This window comes from Pseudomonadota bacterium, assembly GCA_040752895.1.
GTDB lineage: Bacteria > Pseudomonadota > Alphaproteobacteria.
In genome coordinates this window covers 700,638-718,120 of the sequence record JBFMHN010000001.1, presented here as the reverse complement: position 1 = coordinate 718,120, position 17,483 = coordinate 700,638, and the positions used below count along the sequence as shown (strand labels likewise).

Here is a 17,483-nt window from a genome sequence, read left to right as displayed (position 1 = left end):
CGGGCAATTTTATACGTTCATCCCAGAAGGGAAAATAACGGATCGATTCGCTAGAATGGCGCCATGCTGGCCAGGCTGACGGTATTTTTCCCGATCTGGGCGATTCTCGGTGCGGGATTCGCTTATTTCTTGCCCGCCGCCTTTTCACCGATGAAAGGCGCCATCGTGCCGCTGCTCGGGCTTGTCATGTTCGGCATGGGGATGACCCTGACGGTGGAAAATTTCCTCGAAGTGGCAAAGCGGCCTGTCGTCGTGCTGGTCGGCCTTGGCCTCCAATTCTTCATCATGCCCTTGGCCGGCTTCCTGGTCGCAACCGGGCTTGGCCTTTCGGCGATGCTGACGGCGGGCGTCGTGCTGGTCGGCAGTTGCCCGGGCGGCACGGCTTCGAACGTTATCTGCTACCTGGCCCGCGGGGATGTCGCCCTTTCGATCACGCTGACGACGGCCTCGACGGTCCTTGCCGTGCTGGCGACGCCTTTGCTCACCTGGGCCTATGTCGGGGCTAGCGTGCCGGTGCCGGTCGTGGACATGCTGGGGAGCATTCTTGCGATCGTGCTGGCGCCCGTCGGCTTAGGGGTGGCGGCGAACCGGTTCTTCGGGCGGCGATTGGGGAAGGCGAGGGCGGTCTTTCCGCTGCTTTCCGTGATCGCGATCGTCCTCATCATTGCGATCATCGTCGCTCTCAACCGGGAGGCGCTTGCGACGGTGGGCCTTGCCGTTGCCGTGGCGGTCGCGCTCCATAACCTGCTGGGTCTTGCCGGGGGCTACGGGTGTTCGAAGCTCTTGCGCTTCGACGAGCGGACCTGCCGCACGCTTGCGATCGAGGTGGGTATGCAGAATTCCGGCCTTGGCGTGGCCCTGGCCGTCAAGTATTTCTCGGCCGCCGCGGCGTTGCCCGGCGCCATCTTCAGCGTCTGGCACAACCTTTCCGGTGCCGCGCTCGCCAGCTATTGGTCGCGCCGCCCTTCTTAGGGCTTAGGCAGGCGTTCGGCCCGGCCGGAAACCCTTCCTCCAGGCGCGGGCCGCCGCCGGCCGGCCGCTTAAGACCCGGTTTCGGTCTTAAGCCCGGCTTCCTTCCACGCCCGGATGCCGCCCTGCACATTGGCGATTTCCTCGATGCCGGCGGCGAGGCAAAGCTCGGCCGCTTGCCGGGAACGCTGCCCGACCGCGCAGTGGAGAACGAGCTTCTTGCCCCGGATCGGCGGCAGCTTGAAGGGGTTGAAAGTTGAAAGCGGGTGGAGGACGGCGCCCGGGATGCGTTCGGCCGCGTATTCGTTCGCCTCGCGAACGTCCACCAGCACCGCCTCCCCCTTGTCGAGCCATTCCTTCGCCGTGATCGGCTCGATTTCCTTGATGCGTTCGTCCATTTTTTCTTTCACCCCTTCGCCTTCGCACAATAGAGATCGTATAGAATTTCAATGATCTTGGCCGCTTTCGTGCTGGCCAGGGAATAATAAATCGTCTGGGCCTGGCGCCGGGTCTTCACGAGCCCCTCGCCACGCAGGCGCGCCAAGTGCTGGGAAAGGGCGGATTGGCTCAAGCCTATGCGCGCGGCCAATTCGCCGACGGAGCGCTCGCCGGCCGCCAGTTCGCAGAGGATGCGAATCCGGTTTTCGTTGCCAAGCGCCTTCAGAAAGGCGCTGGCTGCCCGGGCGCCTTCCTGCAAGTTTTTTATATTCATTCTTGCTAATTTAGCAAAAACTAATGTATAGTGTCAAGCAAGGCTAAAAAAGCAAGAAAGGAGGAAAGCCCATGACCCCCCCCATGCTTCCCCAGGTCACAGGTTTCTTCGACCAGGCGACCTACACGGTTTCCTACATCGTCGCCGACCCCAAGACGAAGCGCGCGGCGATCCTCGATTCGGTCCTCGATTACGCACCGAACTCCGGCCGCATTTCGACGGCCTCGGCCGACCGTATCCTGAAGCACATCCACGAGCAGGGCCTCAAGGTGGAGTGGATTCTTGAGACCCACGCCCATGCCGATCATCTGAGCGCCGCCCCCTACCTTCAGGAGCGGCTCGGCGTTCCCATCGGCATCGGCGAGCACATCCGGCGCGTGCAGACCTTTTTCAAAAGTTTTTACAACATCGAGGCCGCCTTCCCGACGGATGGCTCGCAGTTCGGGCACCTCTTCAAGGACGGCGAGACTTTCCGGATCGGCGAACTGGAAGCCCGCGTTCTCTATACGCCCGGCCATACGCCGGCCTGCGTGACCTACGTCACAGGGGACGCCGCCTTTGTCGGGGATACGCTTTTCATGCCGGATTACGGAACCGCGCGGGCCGATTTTCCGGGCGGGGATGCGCGGACGCTTCACCGTTCTATTCAGCGGCTTTTCAAGGAGTTGCCGCCGGAAACCCGGGTCTTTCTCTGTCACGATTATGGCGCGCCCGACCGCAAGGCGTATATTTGGGAAACCACCCTTGCCGAGGAGCGCGCGAAAAATATTCACGTTCACGAAGGCGTTTCGGAGGACGCGTTCGTGAAGATGCGGACGGAGCGGGACAAGACGCTCGACCTGCCCGTGTTGATGCTGCCCTCGTTGCAGGTCAACATTCGGGCGGGGCATCTGCCGCCGACGGAATCGAATGGCGTTGCTTACCTGAAGATCCCGTTGAACGCCATCTAGCGGAGTAGGGAATGAAGGGGCCGCAAGATATTCTTCTGGCGAATGCGGAATTCTACCGCGCCTTTGCGGAGGGCGACGCGGCGGCGATGGAACGGATCTGGGCAGCCGAGGCGCCGCTTGCCTGCATCCATCCCGGCTGGCGGGCGCTTATCGGCCGCGAGGCCGTGCTGAAGAGCTGGCGGCAGATTCTCGAGGATCCGCCGCCCATCGTCTGCGAGGGCGAGCGGGTCTTTTATTGGGGGAAGGCGACGGTCGTCCTTTGCGAGGAAGTGATCGGCGAGAGCCGGCTCGCGGCGACCAACGTCTTCGTCGAGGAAGAAGGCCACTTCCGCCTTGTTCATCACCAGGCAACTCCGGTGGCGCTGCCGGGCGGGGCAGGGGAAATGCCTTCCCGCGGTTTGCATTAAGCTATTCGGCGGCGCTTTCCCGTTCTTCGGGCGGGTCGAGCGTTTTCAGCTCGCGCCGCATGACCTTGCCGGTGCTTGTCTTCGGCAGGTCCTTCACGAACTGGATGCGGCGCGGCAGCTTGTAGGCCGCGAGGTGCTTCCGGCAGTGCGCCAGGATGGATTCAGGATCCCCTTTCTGGCCTTCCCGCAGCACGATATAGGCCTTGGCGATCTCGCCTTTCGTCGCGTCCGGCTGGCCGCCGACGGCGACCATGGCGACGGCGGGGTGGGCGGCGATCACACGCTCGATCTCGGCCGGATAGATGTTGAACCCGCCGGTCAGGATCAGATCCTTTCGGCGGTCCACGATATAGAGGTAACCGTCTTCGTCCTGCTTGCCGACATCGCCGGTGTGCATCCAGCCGTCCGGCTCAATGGCTTCCTTCGTCGCCTTCTCGTTCCCGTAATAGCCGAGCATGACGAGCGGCCCCTTGATCATCAATTCGCCGACCTCGCCGGGTGCCAGCGTATTCCCCGCGTCGTCGACGTCGGCGATGCGGGCCAAGACGCCGGGGAAGGGAAAGCCGATGGAGCCATGCCGGTTCTCGCCGTAATAGAGGTTGGTGGTGGCGGCACCCGCCAGCTCGGTCATGCCCCAGAGCTCCAGCAGCGGGCAGCCGAATCGTTGCTCGACTTCTTCCATCTTGGCGACCGGCATCGTCTGGCCGCCGACCGTGCAGCGCGTCAGCGACGAGATATCGTGCTTGGCAAGCTCGGGGCTGTTCAGGAAATACATGTACATCGTCGGCACGCCCTCGAACATCGTGGCCTTGTAGGTCTGGATGGCGTCGAGCGCTGCCTTCTCCTCGAAGCGCGCCAGCAGCACGACCGTCATGCCGGTGAAGATCGCCCCGTTCGTCACGATGTTTCCATAGACGTGCGGGCAGGGAAGTGCCGTCACCACGGTGTCAGCTTCCGTCTTCACATGCATGTTGGCGGTGAGCGCCAGGTTGAGGAGGACAGAACGGTGGCTTTGCATGGCGCCCTTCGGGTGGCCGGTGGTGCCGGAGGTATAACCGATGGTGGAGAGGCTTTCCGCCGGCACCAAGACCGGATCGAAGGCGTCCTTCCCCTTGGCCAGCAAAGCTTCGAAGGCAAGGGCGCCGGCCAGTTCTTGTTTGCCGCCGAACAGGACGACGTTCTTGAGCGGTGTGGCGCCCTTGTTGTCGAGGATGGCCTCGCCCTTGTCGGCGGAGGCGATCAGTGCCTTGGCGCCGCAGTCGTTGACGACGTAAACGACTTCTTCCGGCGTCAGCATGACGTTGATCGGGTTGAGAACGGCCCCGAGCTTCGCCACCCCGTGATAGGCGACCAGCCATTCCCAGCAGTTCGGCCCGTAGATCGAGACGCGGTCGCCCTGCGTGACACCAAGGCTTGCCAGGCCATTCGCCATGCGGTTTGAAAGCTGGTCGAGCTCGCGGTAGGTGAATTTCCTGTCGCCGAAGACGAGCGCCGTCTTCTTGCCGAAACGCTGGGCGCTTGCAGGCAGAATCTGCCCAATGGTTTGCAGCATGGGTTCCCCCCCTTCCGATAGTTCTTCTTCGGCCGGTCCCCGCCTTATCCTTGGGCCGGCGGGTTACGTCCGGCCTATCGCAAAGGCCAACCTATCTTAAAGGAACGGCTTTTGGAACTAAGGGCGGGCGGGTATGCCGGACCTTTTCACCCCCCGAAAAGGTAAAGGCAGATCGCCACCGCCGCGGCGACGCCGGCGACGTCGGCGGTGAGCGCGGCGGCCAGCGCGTGGCGGACGCGGCGCACCTGGATCGCTCCGAAATAGACGGCGAGCACGTAGAAAGTCGTCTCGGTCGAGCCTTGAATGGTGCTCACCAAATAGCCCGTGTAGCTGTCAGGCCCGATGGTCGGGTCCTGGATGATCGCGGCGAGCACGCCATAGGCGCCGGAGCCGGAAAGTGGCCTCAAGATCGCCATCGGCAACGCCTCGGCCGGTAAACCGAAGGTAGCGGTCACGGGCCCGATCGTGGAAGTCAGTATCCCCATCGCCCCGCTTGCCTGCAGCATGCCGACGGCGACCAGGATGGCGACGAGATAGGGGATGATGCGGATGGCGACCTGGAAACCGTCGCGGGCCCCTTCGACGAAGCTTTCATAGACGCGCACCTTGCGGACGAAGCCGAAGCCGAGGAGCAGCACGACAAGCCCCGGAATGATCCAGGGCGAGATCGCCTTCCCCCACAGAATCGTGATCGGGATGAGGGCGGCGATTGCCCCCAGCGCCAGGCAGGAGACCCAGCCCGGATAGGCCTTCTCCGCCGCGTCGGGCAGGGCCTCCGTCGCCGCCGCGTCCGGGGCCGGGAAGCCTGGGGAAGGGGCGGGGAGGGCGGCGTAGCGCTGGTAGAGTTTCGCCGCCAGGATGGCGACCGTCGTTGAGCAGATGGTGGCGACCAGCGTGGTGGGCAGGATGCCGGCCGGGTCGTGCGAACCCGCCGCCGCCCGCAGCGCGATAACGCCGGTCGGCAGCAGGGTCACGCTCGCCGTGTTGATGGCGAGGAACAGCGCCATCGCATTTGTCGCCGTGCCCTTGTGTGGGTTGAGCTTATCGAGCTCCTGCATGGCGCGGATGCCGAACGGCGTGGCGGCGTTGCCAAGCCCCAGCACGTTGGCCGACAGGTTGAGGATCATCGCCCCCATCGCCGGGTGATGGGCCGGGACCTCGGGAAAGAGGCGCACCATCAGGGGCCGCATCGTGCGGGCGATGATGGTGAGAAGCCCCCCTTGCTCGGCCACCTTCATGAGGCCGAGAAAAAGTGCCATGACGCCGACCAGGCCAAGCGAAAGCGTCACCGCGTCCGCCGCCTTTTCGATCATGCCGGCGGCCAGCATCTCCATCGGCGAAACGGCGTCCGGTGAAGGGGCTGTCCAGCTTACCTCCCGCCCGGCGGCGACGAGGAAGGAGAGGAGAACGAGCAAAAAGAAAAAGACGTTCATGGGCCTCGGTTCTTCTCTCCGGAGTCCTTAACTTCCCCGGCTTTTCTTACTTTAGGGAATGGGGATGGACTTGCCTATCCTTTCCCCCCGTATCATAAACAGAGGGTGCGCTTTTTACCTGTTCAAAGGGAACCCAAATGGAAAACTTCACGCCCGGATCCGCCTTTCTGGGCGGCCTCCTGATCGGCCTTTCCGCGGTGCTTCTGCTTTGGCTTAACGGCAAGATCGCCGGCATCAGCGGCATCCTCGGCCAATTGCTGCCGCCGGTGAAGGGGGATACCGCGTGGCGGGCGCTCTTTCTTCTCGGCCTTATCCTCGGCGCCTCCTTCGCGATCCCTTACGGCCCCGAGGGCGGGCGGATCACGGTTACTGCCTCGCTCCCCGTTCTCGTTGCCGGCGGGCTTCTCGTCGGTTTCGGGACGCGCCTCGGCGGTGGCTGCACGAGCGGCCACGGCGTTTGCGGGGTCAGCCGCTTGAGTGCGCGTTCCATCGCCGCGACGCTTACCTTCCTGGCGAGCGGGATGGCAACGCTTGCCCTTGTCCGCCACGGCCTGGGAGGGTGAGATGACAAAACTTTTCGCAGCCCTTTTTGCCGGTCTCCTTTTCGGCTTCGGGCTCGGCGTTTCCCAGATGGTGAACCCGGCAAAGGTGCTCGCTTTCCTCGACGTCGGCGGCGATTGGGACCCGAGCCTCGCCTTCGTGATGGGCGGCGCCGTGCTGGTTTCCTTCATCGGCTACCGTTTCGTCCTGAGATTGCCGCAGCCGGTTTTCGAGAAAAGCTTCGCGCTTCCGACTCTCACGAAGATCGACGGCCGGCTTCTGCTGGGTAGCGCCCTTTTCGGCGTCGGCTGGGGGCTGGTCGGCTTTTGCCCGGGCCCGGCGATCGCTGCCGTCGTCTATGGGTTGCCGGAAACGTTTCTGTTCCTGGCGGCGTTACTCGCGGGTTCGGCGCTGGCGCGGGCGGTGCCGGCGCGTCGGTAGGAAATTTTCAGGCGGGAGGAACGGCGTGGACGTGATCGAGGCCATCCAAACGCGGCGATCGGTTCGGGCGTTTCTTCCGACCCCGGTGCCGAAGGAGAAGATCGTCGAAATTTTGCAGTGCGCGGCCCGCGCACCCAGCGGGACGAACATGCAGCCCTGGAAGGTCTATGTCGTGACCGGGGCGGTGAAAGAGGCGCTGACGAAGGAAACGCTTGCCCGCCGGGAAACGGAAACCGGAAAGCATGCGCCGGAATACAAATACTACCCCGACGAATGGTTCGAGCCCTACACGTCGCGGCGCAAGAAGGTCGGATTGGATCTTTATAGCCTGTTGGGCCTGACCAAAGAAAACATGCAAGGCATGCGGGCGCAGCAAGGCCGCAATTACGAATTTTTTGGCGCCCCCGTCGGTCTGTTTTTTGCCATCGACAAGCGGCTTGAGATCGGCAGCTGGTTCGACTACGGCATGTTTGTCGAGAACGTCATGCTGGTGGCGCGCGCCAAGGGGCTGCACACCTGCCCGCAGGCCTCGTGGCCGGTCTTTCACGATATTATCCGGGAACATCTCGGCATTCCGCAAGGCGAGGCGATCGTCTGCGGCATGGCGCTCGGCTATATGGATGAAGCGGCGCCGGAAAACCAGTTACAGACGGAACGCGCCGCCCTTTCCGATTTTTCCAGGTTCATCGGTTTCTAGTTTGGTTTGTTCGGCGCATGCAAAACCCCGTCACCCATAAGAGGTGACGGGGTTCGTGTCCCTAGGGACGAGGCTTGGGGAAGCTGCCCGCGCCTCTGGCGATTGGCTAGAATGACTTCGAGATCGTCCCGACGACCTTCGTCGCGCAGACGTCCGCGCAAGTGCCTTCTGAAAGGTCCGTGTCGATATAGGCGAGGCTGAAGCCAAAGCCCATGAATTCCTTCGAGAGTGCCACGCTCCAGTCGGTGTAGTCCGGAAGCGCGAAGGCGGCGTTGTTCTTGATGCTCTGGTAGCCGAGGTGGAGGCCCAGCGTGAACCCTTCCGGCAAGGGCACGTCCACCGCGCCCGACCAGTAAAAGGCGTCCCCGCTGTTGGCGAAGAACTCCGGCGAATAGTTCAACCCGACGGAAGCCGCGGCGGGTCCGAAGTCATAGCCGAACGAAACGGCCGCCTCGGCATAGTCGTAGTTGAGGGTGCTGTTGGCGCCGGGGTAGGTGTACCAGATGCCGCCCAAGTCCCACGTGACGCCCTCAATCTCACCGGTTAAGCCGCCATAGAGATCGAATTCCGTCGTCGCGTCGTCACCGGCGGTCGGTGTTTGGAAGTTTACGCCGGAACCCCAAATGCCGAGATACACGTCCACCGGGCTTGGCGTGTCGTACGTGAAATCTATACCGCCCTGGATCGTCGGCTGGCCGTCGGTCTGGGAAAGGCCGCGGAACATGTACTCGGAAACCAGTGCCACGTTAGCGGAAAAATTATAGGGGGCTTTCTCCGCCGCCGATTCCTCTTGGGCGAGGGCCATGCCGGACCCGGCGGCCAGGCAAACGGTGGTCAGGGCAAAGAGGTGTATTTTCTTCATAGGCTTTCCTTTTCTAAGCTTGTGAAGCCAGCATCTGGTTTTGTTGTCGCAAAAGCTGTGCCATCGGCCCTAGTTTGCGGGCACCTGAAAAAAAGTAAGTAAAATATGTGGGTTGCCTTCTATTTTTGGGTCGAAACCAAATGAGAGTTTCAAGGATTTCCCAAATAACCGCCTAAAATTTAGCCATATATCTCAAGCTGTCCAATTTTTAAGCAGAACTATCTTGGGGGTGAAACTAGCAGATTTTGAGGGCGTTTGTCTTGTCCAACGATCGCCAGGAGCGGCGGAATGATCATCAGGGTCAGGACGGCAGACAGCGAAAGTCCCCCCACGACGACCGAGCCAAGGCCTCGGTAAAGCTCGGAACCGGCGCCTGGAAAGAAGACAAGCGGCAGCATCCCGAAGACGGAAGTCAGGGTGGACATGAAGATCGGGCGCATACGGTTTTGCAGTGCCCGCAGGATGGCGTGATTGGGGCTCATCCCTTCTTCCCGCTGATGGTGGATTGTCTGGTGAACGAGCAGAATCGCGTTGTTGACGACGATGCCGATCAGAATGATGAAGCCGAGCAGCGTCAGCATGTCGAGGGGCTGGTAAGTAAAAAGATTCAGGAAGGCAAGCCCCAGCACGCCGCCTGCGGTTGCCAGCGGCACCGAAAAGATGATCAGGAGCGGGTAAAGAAAACTCTCGAACAGGACAGCCATCACAAGATAGACAATCACCACTGCCAACAGAAGATTCCAGGACATCGCCTCCCAGGTCCGCGTGAGTTCGTCCGCCGTGCCGGAGAGGTCAAGCTTCACCCCTTTCGGCAGGCCTTGCGCGGCTAGTTTGTCGATCACCTCGGTCTGAAGCCTTTCGATCGCGGCCTCGAGCGGCACGACGGGGCTTGGCCGGATTTCCAGCGTGATCGTACGGTCGCGATTGATATGGCGAATCTCCGTCGGTCCGGTCGTCACTTCGATATTGGCAAGAGACCCTGCCGGCAGAATCAGGCCGGAGGCCGTCACCACCGGCAAATTCCGAATCCCCTGGGTTTGCGAAATGACGTTCCTTGGCCCCATCAGCATGAGGTCGATGCGCCGGTTGTCGACCGTGATCTCGGCGACGCGGAGGCCATCGTTGAAGGCGTCGACCGTCAGTCCAAGGTCGCGCGTCGTGAGGCCGTTGTCGGCCAGGCGGACCGGTTCCGGGGTGATCCGGATTTCCGGCGCCCCCTGTTCAAGTCCCGGAATGGGACGGAACTGGTTGCCCTGGCTGAAGGGAAATGCCTGCAAGACAAGCAGCGTTGCCCGGTTGGCAACGGCGAGAATTTCCTCGAGGTCGGCACCGGAAATATTCAAGTCGACCTGACGGCCGCCGCCGATATTTCGGCCGAACAACGAGGGTTGGGTCACCAGTCCGAAAGTGCCGGGTTCCTCGAACATCGGTTTTTGCAGGATCGGAATCAGCTCGCGCACCCGGGAAGGGTCGGCGCTGGTTGCGCCGAGAAACGTCTGGGCGCTCATGGCAACGAAGAAAAAGTTATCGATCTTTGGAAGCGCCGGATCGCTATCGCGCGCTCCGGCCTGGCTGTTTGAATCTTCCTCGTAAGGCGATTTCCAAAGGGGTTTCACCTGCTCTTCGATTCGTTCGGCGATTTTCATCATCGTTTCGAGGTTATAGCCGGGCGGCGGCATCATGATTCCAAAGATAAGATTCCGGTTGCCCTCCGGCAGGTATTCAAGCTTCGGAAGCAGCAGGGCAGTGGCCAGCACCGCGCCACCGCATATGCCGCCGACCAGTGCCGCGGCGCGTTTCCTACGGCCCAAAATCCGGCGGGCGCCCTTGACGAAGGTGGCAACGAAATTGCGGGCGAAGCGGTCGAGGGCGAAAATACGCCGTTTTTTTGGGTCCGGGATATCCTTCAGCAAGTGATTGGCCAGGGCCGGGATCAGGGTGATCGCAACCAAAAGCGAAAGCAGCACGGCGACGGAAATTGCCACCGCGATGTCGCGGAAAAGCTGCCCCGCCTCAAGCTCCATGATGAGAATGGGCATGAAGACGAAAACGGTCGTCAGCGCGGAAGCAAGGTTAGCCCCCCACACCTGCTTGGCGCCCTTGTAGGCGGCCTCCATCGGCGGCAGGCCCTTTTGCCGGAGCCGGAAGATATTTTCGAGCACGACGATCGCCGCGTCCACGACCATGCCGACGGCGAACGCGATTCCGGCGAGCGAGATGACATTGATCGTGCGGCCCATCGCCGCCATGGCGACGAAGGCGCCGATAACCGAAACGGGAATGGAGAGCGCGATGATCAGTGTCGCCATGGCGGAACGCAGGAACAGCATCAGGACGATGATGGCCAGGATGCCGCCGACATATATGTTCTGGGTGACGAGCTGGATTGACGAGTCGATGTAAACGGTTTCGTCGTATACCTGCTTCAGGGAAAGTTGCTTCTCCGGCAGAACGTCGCGCTGAAGCTCGGCAGTAACCGCGCGAATACCCGCCATCGTTTCGATGACGTTGGCGCTTTTCTCGCGAACGGCGTTGAACGCCAGCGCCGGACGGCCCATGTGGCGGATATAGGCGATGGGTTCGCGATAAGAGAAGACAACGTCGGCGATGTCGCCCGCCGTTACCCGTCCCAATCTTCCCGATTGCGGGTCGGTGTCGCTTCGCAGCACGACTTCGCGCACGCGGTCAATGGTGACGAGTTCGCCTTCCGTGCGGACGACATAACGCCGCTTGCCCTCCTCGACATCGCCGGCCGAGATCGAAGCGTTTTCGGCCCGCAGCTTGGTGGCGATTTCCGGCACGGTGAGGCCGTAGCGGGCCATTTTTTCCGGATCGACAATGATTTGCAGTTCACGTTCGCTGCCGCCGAAAACGTTAACGCGGGATACGCCCGGTATGCGTTGCAGACGATCCTGGATGACATCCTCCACGTAGTCGCCATAGCTTTCGATCGGCGTCGCATTGCCTGGAAGCGGGCTTAAGATGAACCAGGCGATGGGGTTGTCTTCGGAGGAGGCGGTTTGCAGAAGGGGCTCGTCCGCTTCCTCCGGATAGGACGGCACCCGGTCCAGTCGGTTGGCGACCAGAAGAAGGGCGAGATTCATGTCCTGTCCGAGGGTGAATTCCAGCGTGATTTCGCCTCGGCCGTCCTGGGATTTGCTGACCATCTCCTTGAGCCCTTCGAGGCCCTTCAGCACCTCTTCTTGCTGGACGATGATCTCGCGCTCGACCTCGGCAGGCGCGGCGCCCGGCCAGTTGGTGGTGATGGTGATGATCGGTCGGCGAAGGTCCGGCGTCAGTTGAATGGGGATAAGCTTAAGCGCCACAAATCCGAACAGGACGACCATCAAAACCGCCGCGATGACGGCGATCGGCCGGTCGAGCGATAGGCGGATCAGGTCCATCCTTAAGATTTTTCCTCGAAGAGAACCTTCTGGCCGGGGAGCAGGCGCTCGTTGCCGCGGATAACGACGGCCTCACCCGCTTTCAGGCCGCTCAGGACTTCGAAACGGTTGCCGACTTCCTTGCCGACGGCGACGGGCCGTATCTGCGCCTGACCATTGGCTATGACGAAGACGAGCGTAGCGCCGGCCCGCTTTACGATGGCGTCCTTGTGAACGGTGACGACTTCCCGCGGCCGATCGACCGGAAGTTGCAGGATGGCGCTTTGACCGACCGCGTAGCTTGCTTTGCGCGTATCAAGGTCCGGTACGAAACGTACGCGTCGCGTGCGGGTCAGCGGATTTTCTTCGGGGACGATGGCGCGCACCGCGGCGAAGCCCGTTTTCTGGTTGTCAAACTCGACCTTTATAAGGGTGCCCGGCTGGAGCCCGGTCAGGCGTTGGGCGGGCACATCGGCCTCGATTTCGAGATTGGTGTCGTTCACCATCGAAACGATCGGGGCGCCGCTTTTCGCATAGGCGCCGACCTCGATGTGGCGAAGGCTGATGACCCCATCGTAGGGCGCGCGGATTTTTGCATCCTCCAACGTAAGCTCCGCAAGGCGCAAGAGGGCGGTCGCGTTTTCAACGGCCGCCGCGGCTTGTGCAACCGCGCTCTGTGCGCGCACCACCTCTTGCTGTTTGTCCTCATAGCGCGCCTTCGGAAAGGCGGTCGATTCGCGCAAGGATTGGAGGCGGTGCAATTCCTGCTCGTCGATGGCGAGGGTGGCCTTCGCGCTGTCGAGCGCCGCCTTGCTTTCCGCGACAGCGGCTAGGCGTTGCTGGTGTTCGCGCTGCCGCCGGTCGCTGTCAAGGACGGCCACCGCGTCGCCTTTCTTTACCCGATCCCCCACCTCGACAAGGAATTGGCCGACGCGACCGTCGATTCGGGTCGCCACTTCGCCGGCGCGGAGCGCCACGAGCCGACCGATTACCGGCAGTGTCTGGGCCGTTTCTTCGGCGCGCACGGCATCCACGACAACCAGGCTGGGCGGCATTTCCGGGGCCTTTGCCGGCTGGGCTTTCGTCGGTTGAAAAACCGCCGCGATCCCGAGAAGGCCGAGCGCGAACACAAAGAGAGCCCCGCGCCAGGCGGCCGGCCGGTTTTTCCGACTGTAACCGTTCGTTTCTTTGCGTTTCTTGCTTTTCCACCGATCCATGTTCTTTTCCACTCAACGGCTTTTCCGGGCGGGCGCGCGTTTGCCCGAGGGGGTCACCGGCTCAGCCACCAGCATGTTTGCTTTGATTCGCAGCAGCAGGTCAATCCGCTGTTCGTGTCTGTCGCTTCCGATCCCGGCGAGCGTCTCTTCGCGCATGTCCCTTGCGATCGTGCGCAACTCCTGTGCGACGGGTCTTGCTCTTGGTGTCAAGTCCACGCGCCTTAGCCTTCGATCTTTCGGGTCCGTATCGGTGACGATGCAGTCGAAGGCGCGTTCGAGTTTCTGTTCACTGGGCATGGCCGGACCGATCCATTAGCAAGCTAACGGTAGTATTTTTCAATGCAGTTTTAAATATTTTTTTGCAATTATATACTCAAGCAATGGGACCGCTTGCCTTCCGGGAAGGGCTTGCGGTAACTTGGAAACTCTTTGAAAAACGGGCCGATTCTATGGGAAAACCGGAAATCTCGAAGGATATCCAGGTAATGAGCTTCGAACAGGCGTTGGCCGCATTGGAGGCCATCGTCGAACGGCTGGAATCCGGCCAGGGAAAACTGGACGAGGCGATCGCGTCCTATGAGCGCGGTGCTGCCCTCAAGCGCCATTGCGAGGCGAAACTTCGCGAGGCACAGACGAAGGTGAGCCGTATCCAGCTTGGAGAGGATGGGGCAGTCGGTCTGGAAGAAGTCGACGTTGAATAAGCTGAATACGCGTTCGCTGGAAATCGCCTTGACAGAAACGGCCGACGCGGTGGCCGGGCTTCTGGATCGTTTGCTTACGACAAGCGACGGCCCGGAGAACCGGCTTTGCGATGCGATGCGCTATGCGGTGTTGAACGGCGGCAAGCGGTTCCGCCCCTTCCTGGCGATGACAAGCGCGGATCTTTTTGATGTGCCGCGACCGCGCGCCCTTCGGGTGGCCGCCGCCGTCGAGCTTGTGCACAGCTACTCCCTCGTTCACGACGATTTGCCCGCGATGGATGACGATGCGCTGCGGCGTGGGCAGCCGACCTGTCATGTCCATTTCGACGAGGCGACCGCGATCCTCGCCGGGGACGCCTTGCAGGCCCTTGCCTTCGAGCTGCTTGCCACCGTCGAAACGCATCCCACCTCGCGCGTGCGGTGCGAGCTTGTTCGCTTGCTGGCGTCGGCCGCCGGCGCCGCCGGCATGGTCGGCGGTCAGATGATGGACCTTTTAGCCGAGGATATGACGATGGATATCGGCGCCATCACCCGGCTTCAGCGAATGAAGACGGGGGCGCTCATCGCGTTTGCCTGTGAATCGGGCGCCGTTCTCGGCGAGGCTAGAGACACCGAGCGTCACGCCCTTCATGCCTATGCCCACGATCTTGGGTTGGCCTTCCAGATTCAGGACGATCTCTTGGACATAGAGGGGGACGCGGCAACAACGGGCAAGGCCGTCCGCAAGGATGAAACCGCCGGAAAAGCTACGTTTGTCTCGATTCTCGGCGCCGAGCGCGCCCGGAAACAAGCTAAAATTTTAGCCGATCAAGCCGTTGCGCACCTTGATATTTTCGGGAAAAAGGCGGAGTTATTAGCGCTTGCGGCCCATTTCGTCGTCACGCGGCGACATTGAAGGAAAAGCCCAAGGGGCGAAGCGAGAGAGCGTTGTTGAAAAAAACTGAATCGAAAGCGAACACGAAAACGCCACTGCTGGATACGGTCACCGTCCCGGCGGACCTTCGCAAGCTGAAGGAGAAGGCGCTTCGCCAGCTGGCGGACGAACTGCGCTTGGAAACGATCGACGCGGTTTCCAACACCGGCGGCCATCTGGGCGCGGGGCTTGGTGTCGTCGAGTTAACCGTTGCACTTCATTACGTTTTCAATACGCCCGAGGACCGGCTGATCTGGGATGTCGGCCATCAGTGCTACCCTCACAAAATTCTTACCGGCCGGCGCGATCGCATTCGCACGCTTCGGCAGGGCGGCGGTCTTTCCGGATTCACGAAACGTTCCGAAAGCGAATACGACCCTTTCGGGGCGGCGCACAGTTCGACGTCGATCTCCTCCGCCCTCGGCATGGCGGTTGCGCGCGATCTCGAGGGGCGCAAGAACAACGTGATCGCCGTCATCGGCGATGGCGCGATGAGCGCCGGCATGGCATACGAGGCGATGAACAACGCCGGTTCGATGGCCAGCCGGCTTATCGTCATTCTGAACGACAACGACATGTCGATTGCGCCGCCGGTGGGGGCGATGAGCGCCTATCTCTCGCGGCTGATCTCGTCGAAGCCCTATCGGTCGATCCGCCACCTGGCCAGCATGATCGCCAAGAAATTTCCCCGCCAGCTTGAGATCGCCGCCCGTCGCGCCGAGGAGTTCGCCCGCGGCTTTGTGACCGGCGGCACCCTGTTCGAGGAGCTCGGTTTCTATTACGTCGGCCCGATCGACGGCCATAACCTCGACCATCTGCTGCCGGTCCTCAAGAACGTTCGCGACGACCCCGAGGAGGGGCCCGTCCTCGTCCATGTCGTGACCCAAAAGGGACATGGCTACCCGCCGGCCGAGGCTTCCGCCGACAAGTACCACGGCGTCGGCAAGTTCGACGCCGTCACCGGTGCCCAGGTGAAATCCCAGGCCACGGCGCCGAGTTACACGAAGGTCTTCGCCAAGGCGTTGATCCAGGAAGCGGAGAAGGACGAAAAGATCATCGCCGTTACGGGCGCCATGCCGTCCGGCACGGGCCTCGATCTCTTCGCGGAGAAATTTCCGAAGCGGTGTTTCGACGTCGGCATCGCCGAGCAGCACGCGGTGACGTTCTGCGCCGGTCTTGCGACGGAAGGATTCAAGCCCTTTGCCGCGATCTATTCGACCTTCCTGCAGCGCGCCTACGACCAGGTCGTCCATGACGTGGCGATCCAGCAATTGCCGGTCCGTTTTGCGATCGACCGCGCCGGCCTGGTCGGCGCCGATGGGCCGACCCATGCCGGTTCTTACGACGTCACCTATTTGAGTTGTCTGCCCGGCTTTGTTGTGATGGCGGCCGCCGACGAGGCGGAACTCGTCCACATGGTGGCGACGGCTGCCGCGATTGATGACCGGCCATGCGCTTTCCGCTACCCGCGCGGCGAGGGGGTGGGCGTGGAGATGCCGAGCCGCGGCGTGCCGCTCGAAATCGGCCGCGGCCGGGTCCTGCGGGAAGGCACGACGGTCGCCCTGCTTTCGTTCGGCAGCCGATTGCAGGAATGCCTGAAGGCGGCTGACGAACTGGCGGCGAGGGGCTTGTCGGCGACGGTGGCGGACGCCCGCTTCGCAAAGCCGCTCGACGAGGCGCTCATCCGTACGCTGGCCCTTGAGCACGAGGTCCTGATCACGATCGAGGAAGGTTCCGTCGGCGGGTTCGCGGCTCATGTGCTCCAGTATTTGGCGCAGACGGGGTTGCTGGACGCCGGGATGAAGGTGCGGCCGATGGTGCTGCCGGATGTCTTTCTCGACCATGAAAAGCCCGAGAAACAATACGAGCAGGCCGGTCTCGACGCCCGGCACATCGTGAACACGGCTCTTGCCGCCCTCGGCCACAACTCCGTTTCCGCCCGCGCCTGATTCATGACGCAGAAGGCGGAGAAAATCCGCCTCGATCAACTTCTGGTGCGCCTCGGCCTTGCCGAAAGCCGGACCCGCGCCCAGGCGATCGTGCTGGCTGGCCATGTCTTCAGCGGTGAGCGCCGCTTGGAGAAGGCCGGCGCGCTGCTTGCGCCCGAAACCCCGATCGAGGTTCGCGGCCCCGATCACCCCTGGGCTTCGCGCGGGGGTGTGAAGCTTGCCTCCGCGTTGGATCGTTTCGGGATCGAGCCCGCGGAAAAGACGGCCCTCGATATCGGGGCCGCCCATGGCGGCTTCACGGACGTTCTGCTGAAGCGGGGCGCGCAGCGGGTCTATGCGGTGGATGTCGGCTCCGGCCAGCTCGCCTGGCGGCTTCGCAACGACCCGCGCGTTTGCGTGCTCGAACGCACGAACGCCCGCTACCTGACGGCAAAGGAAATCCCCGAACCGGTGGAATTGATTGTTTGCGACGCGAGTTTCATCGGCCTCGAAACGGTCCTGCCAGCGCCCCTGAAGCTGGCTGCTCCCGGGGCGGAACTGCTCGCCCTCATCAAGCCGCAATTCGAGGTCGGCAAGGGGCGCGTCGGCAAGAAAGGCGTCGTGCGCGACCCCGCCCTGCATGCGCAAGTTTGCAAGCGTATCGAAGACTGGCTCGACGGGCTTCCCGGCTGGCGGGTGCATGGCATCGTGGAAAGCCCGATCCTGGGCCCCGAAGGCAACAAGGAATTCCTGATCTACGCCCGCTACGCGGGTTAGG

Annotated in this window: 18 protein-coding genes; 10 read left to right on the top strand and 8 right to left on the bottom strand. The window is 62.1% G+C overall.

Going from position 1 to position 17,483, the window contains the following annotated elements; all coding sequences use genetic code 11:
- Positions 1–63: 63 nt before the first annotated feature.
- On the top strand, positions 64–972 hold the full coding sequence (locus tag AB1781_03665) for a bile acid:sodium symporter family protein (GenBank protein MEW5703669.1): 909 nt from the start codon (positions 64–66) through the stop codon (positions 970–972).
- A 68-nt stretch (positions 973–1,040) separates the two neighbouring features.
- Here the strand turns inward: AB1781_03665 and AB1781_03660 are convergent, their stop codons facing one another.
- Positions 1,041–1,367 carry a rhodanese-like domain-containing protein gene (locus tag AB1781_03660; protein MEW5703668.1) on the bottom strand — a complete coding sequence of 109 codons (327 nt, stop codon included), beginning with the start codon at positions 1,365–1,367 and terminating at the stop codon, positions 1,041–1,043.
- Positions 1,368–1,375: 8 nt separating this feature from the next.
- Complete coding sequence (locus AB1781_03655; protein ID MEW5703667.1) at positions 1,376–1,681, bottom strand: metalloregulator ArsR/SmtB family transcription factor; 306 nt, start codon at positions 1,679–1,681, stop codon at positions 1,376–1,378.
- A 71-nt stretch (positions 1,682–1,752) separates the two neighbouring features.
- Here AB1781_03655 and AB1781_03650 point away from each other — a divergent pair, with 71 nt between their 5' ends.
- Positions 1,753–2,631 (top strand): MBL fold metallo-hydrolase, encoded by an 879-nt coding sequence (locus AB1781_03650; protein ID MEW5703666.1) that lies wholly within the window; start codon positions 1,753–1,755, stop codon positions 2,629–2,631.
- Positions 2,632–2,642: 11 nt separating this feature from the next.
- Positions 2,643–3,038 (top strand): nuclear transport factor 2 family protein, encoded by a 396-nt coding sequence (locus AB1781_03645; protein ID MEW5703665.1) that lies wholly within the window; start codon positions 2,643–2,645, stop codon positions 3,036–3,038.
- A gap of 1 nt (position 3,039) precedes the next feature.
- On the opposite strand, the gene AB1781_03640 is transcribed toward AB1781_03645, so the two are convergent.
- Complete coding sequence (locus AB1781_03640; GenBank protein MEW5703664.1) at positions 3,040–4,590, bottom strand: long-chain fatty acid--CoA ligase; 1,551 nt, start codon at positions 4,588–4,590, stop codon at positions 3,040–3,042.
- A 146-nt stretch (positions 4,591–4,736) separates the two neighbouring features.
- Positions 4,737–6,023 (bottom strand): nucleoside recognition domain-containing protein, encoded by a 1,287-nt coding sequence (locus AB1781_03635; protein ID MEW5703663.1) that lies wholly within the window; start codon positions 6,021–6,023, stop codon positions 4,737–4,739.
- A 137-nt stretch (positions 6,024–6,160) separates the two neighbouring features.
- Here AB1781_03635 and AB1781_03630 point away from each other — a divergent pair, with 137 nt between their 5' ends.
- Genes AB1781_03630 through AB1781_03620 form a run of 3 tightly spaced genes read left to right on the top strand, consistent with a single transcriptional unit; the run spans position 6,161 to position 7,701 of the window.
- Complete coding sequence (locus AB1781_03630; GenBank protein ID MEW5703662.1) at positions 6,161–6,586, top strand: YeeE/YedE family protein; 426 nt, start codon at positions 6,161–6,163, stop codon at positions 6,584–6,586.
- A 1-nt stretch (position 6,587) separates the two neighbouring features.
- Positions 6,588–7,004, top strand: a complete 417-nt coding sequence (locus AB1781_03625; protein ID MEW5703661.1) for a DUF6691 family protein — start codon at positions 6,588–6,590, stop codon at positions 7,002–7,004.
- Positions 7,005–7,029: 25 nt separating this feature from the next.
- A complete protein-coding gene (locus AB1781_03620; protein ID MEW5703660.1) occupies positions 7,030–7,701 on the top strand; it encodes a nitroreductase in 672 nt (223 codons plus the stop codon).
- 106 nt (positions 7,702–7,807) lie between these two features.
- Here AB1781_03620 and AB1781_03615 read toward each other — a convergent pair whose 3' ends face one another.
- From AB1781_03615 to AB1781_03600, 4 genes are all read right to left on the bottom strand, one after another.
- Positions 7,808–8,563, bottom strand: coding sequence for a TorF family putative porin (locus AB1781_03615; GenBank protein MEW5703659.1), 756 nt, complete (start codon positions 8,561–8,563; stop codon positions 7,808–7,810).
- A gap of 218 nt (positions 8,564–8,781) precedes the next feature.
- The gene (locus tag AB1781_03610; protein ID MEW5703658.1) at positions 8,782–11,967 is read right to left on the bottom strand and encodes an efflux RND transporter permease subunit; all 3,186 of its coding nucleotides are present in this window, start codon (positions 11,965–11,967) and stop codon (positions 8,782–8,784) included.
- 2 nt (positions 11,968–11,969) lie between these two features.
- Entirely contained in the window at positions 11,970–13,163 is a 1,194-nt protein-coding gene (locus AB1781_03605; protein ID MEW5703657.1) for an efflux RND transporter periplasmic adaptor subunit, read from the bottom strand.
- A 12-nt stretch (positions 13,164–13,175) separates the two neighbouring features.
- Entirely contained in the window at positions 13,176–13,460 is a 285-nt protein-coding gene (locus AB1781_03600; protein ID MEW5703656.1) for a hypothetical protein, read from the bottom strand.
- A 152-nt stretch (positions 13,461–13,612) separates the two neighbouring features.
- Here AB1781_03600 and AB1781_03595 point away from each other — a divergent pair, with 152 nt between their 5' ends.
- The 4 genes from AB1781_03595 to AB1781_03580 are packed head-to-tail and all read left to right on the top strand — an operon-like array spanning position 13,613 to position 17,482.
- A complete protein-coding gene (locus AB1781_03595; protein MEW5703655.1) occupies positions 13,613–13,864 on the top strand; it encodes an exodeoxyribonuclease VII small subunit in 252 nt (83 codons plus the stop codon).
- Positions 13,827–14,759: a polyprenyl synthetase family protein gene (locus tag AB1781_03590; protein MEW5703654.1), complete on the top strand. Its 933-nt coding sequence runs from the start codon at positions 13,827–13,829 to the stop codon at positions 14,757–14,759. The genes AB1781_03595 and AB1781_03590 overlap by 38 nt, the downstream gene beginning before the upstream one ends.
- A gap of 35 nt (positions 14,760–14,794) precedes the next feature.
- A complete protein-coding gene (gene dxs, locus AB1781_03585; protein ID MEW5703653.1) occupies positions 14,795–16,726 on the top strand; it encodes a 1-deoxy-D-xylulose-5-phosphate synthase in 1,932 nt (643 codons plus the stop codon).
- A 3-nt stretch (positions 16,727–16,729) separates the two neighbouring features.
- Complete coding sequence (locus AB1781_03580) at positions 16,730–17,482, top strand: TlyA family RNA methyltransferase (protein MEW5703652.1); 753 nt, start codon at positions 16,730–16,732, stop codon at positions 17,480–17,482.
- The last annotated feature ends 1 nt before the right edge of the window (position 17,483 follow it).

What these genes read in the sequence shown, in the direction of transcription:
- AB1781_03610 (MEW5703658.1), bottom strand. Translation starts at nt 11,967, where the DNA reads ATGGACCTGATCCGCCTATCGCTCGACCGGCCGATCGCCGTCATCGCG.
- AB1781_03665 (MEW5703669.1), top strand. Translation starts at nt 64, where the DNA reads ATGCTGGCCAGGCTGACGGTATTTTTCCCGATCTGGGCGATTCTCGGT.
- AB1781_03655 (MEW5703667.1), bottom strand. Translation starts at nt 1,681, where the DNA reads ATGAATATAAAAAACTTGCAGGAAGGCGCCCGGGCAGCCAGCGCCTTT.
- AB1781_03615 (MEW5703659.1), bottom strand. Translation starts at nt 8,563, where the DNA reads ATGAAGAAAATACACCTCTTTGCCCTGACCACCGTTTGCCTGGCCGCC.
- AB1781_03660 (MEW5703668.1), bottom strand. Translation starts at nt 1,367, where the DNA reads ATGGACGAACGCATCAAGGAAATCGAGCCGATCACGGCGAAGGAATGG.
- AB1781_03590 (MEW5703654.1), top strand. Translation starts at nt 13,827, where the DNA reads ATGGGGCAGTCGGTCTGGAAGAAGTCGACGTTGAATAAGCTGAATACG.
- AB1781_03630 (MEW5703662.1), top strand. Translation starts at nt 6,161, where the DNA reads ATGGAAAACTTCACGCCCGGATCCGCCTTTCTGGGCGGCCTCCTGATC.
- AB1781_03595 (MEW5703655.1), top strand. Translation starts at nt 13,613, where the DNA reads ATGGGAAAACCGGAAATCTCGAAGGATATCCAGGTAATGAGCTTCGAA.
- AB1781_03625 (MEW5703661.1), top strand. Translation starts at nt 6,588, where the DNA reads ATGACAAAACTTTTCGCAGCCCTTTTTGCCGGTCTCCTTTTCGGCTTC.
- AB1781_03650 (MEW5703666.1), top strand. Translation starts at nt 1,753, where the DNA reads ATGACCCCCCCCATGCTTCCCCAGGTCACAGGTTTCTTCGACCAGGCG.
- AB1781_03645 (MEW5703665.1), top strand. Translation starts at nt 2,643, where the DNA reads ATGAAGGGGCCGCAAGATATTCTTCTGGCGAATGCGGAATTCTACCGC.
- AB1781_03635 (MEW5703663.1), bottom strand. Translation starts at nt 6,023, where the DNA reads ATGAACGTCTTTTTCTTTTTGCTCGTTCTCCTCTCCTTCCTCGTCGCC.
- AB1781_03600 (MEW5703656.1), bottom strand. Translation starts at nt 13,460, where the DNA reads ATGCCCAGTGAACAGAAACTCGAACGCGCCTTCGACTGCATCGTCACC.
- AB1781_03580 (MEW5703652.1), top strand. Translation starts at nt 16,730, where the DNA reads ATGACGCAGAAGGCGGAGAAAATCCGCCTCGATCAACTTCTGGTGCGC.
- AB1781_03640 (MEW5703664.1), bottom strand. Translation starts at nt 4,590, where the DNA reads ATGCTGCAAACCATTGGGCAGATTCTGCCTGCAAGCGCCCAGCGTTTC.
- AB1781_03605 (MEW5703657.1), bottom strand. Translation starts at nt 13,163, where the DNA reads ATGGATCGGTGGAAAAGCAAGAAACGCAAAGAAACGAACGGTTACAGT.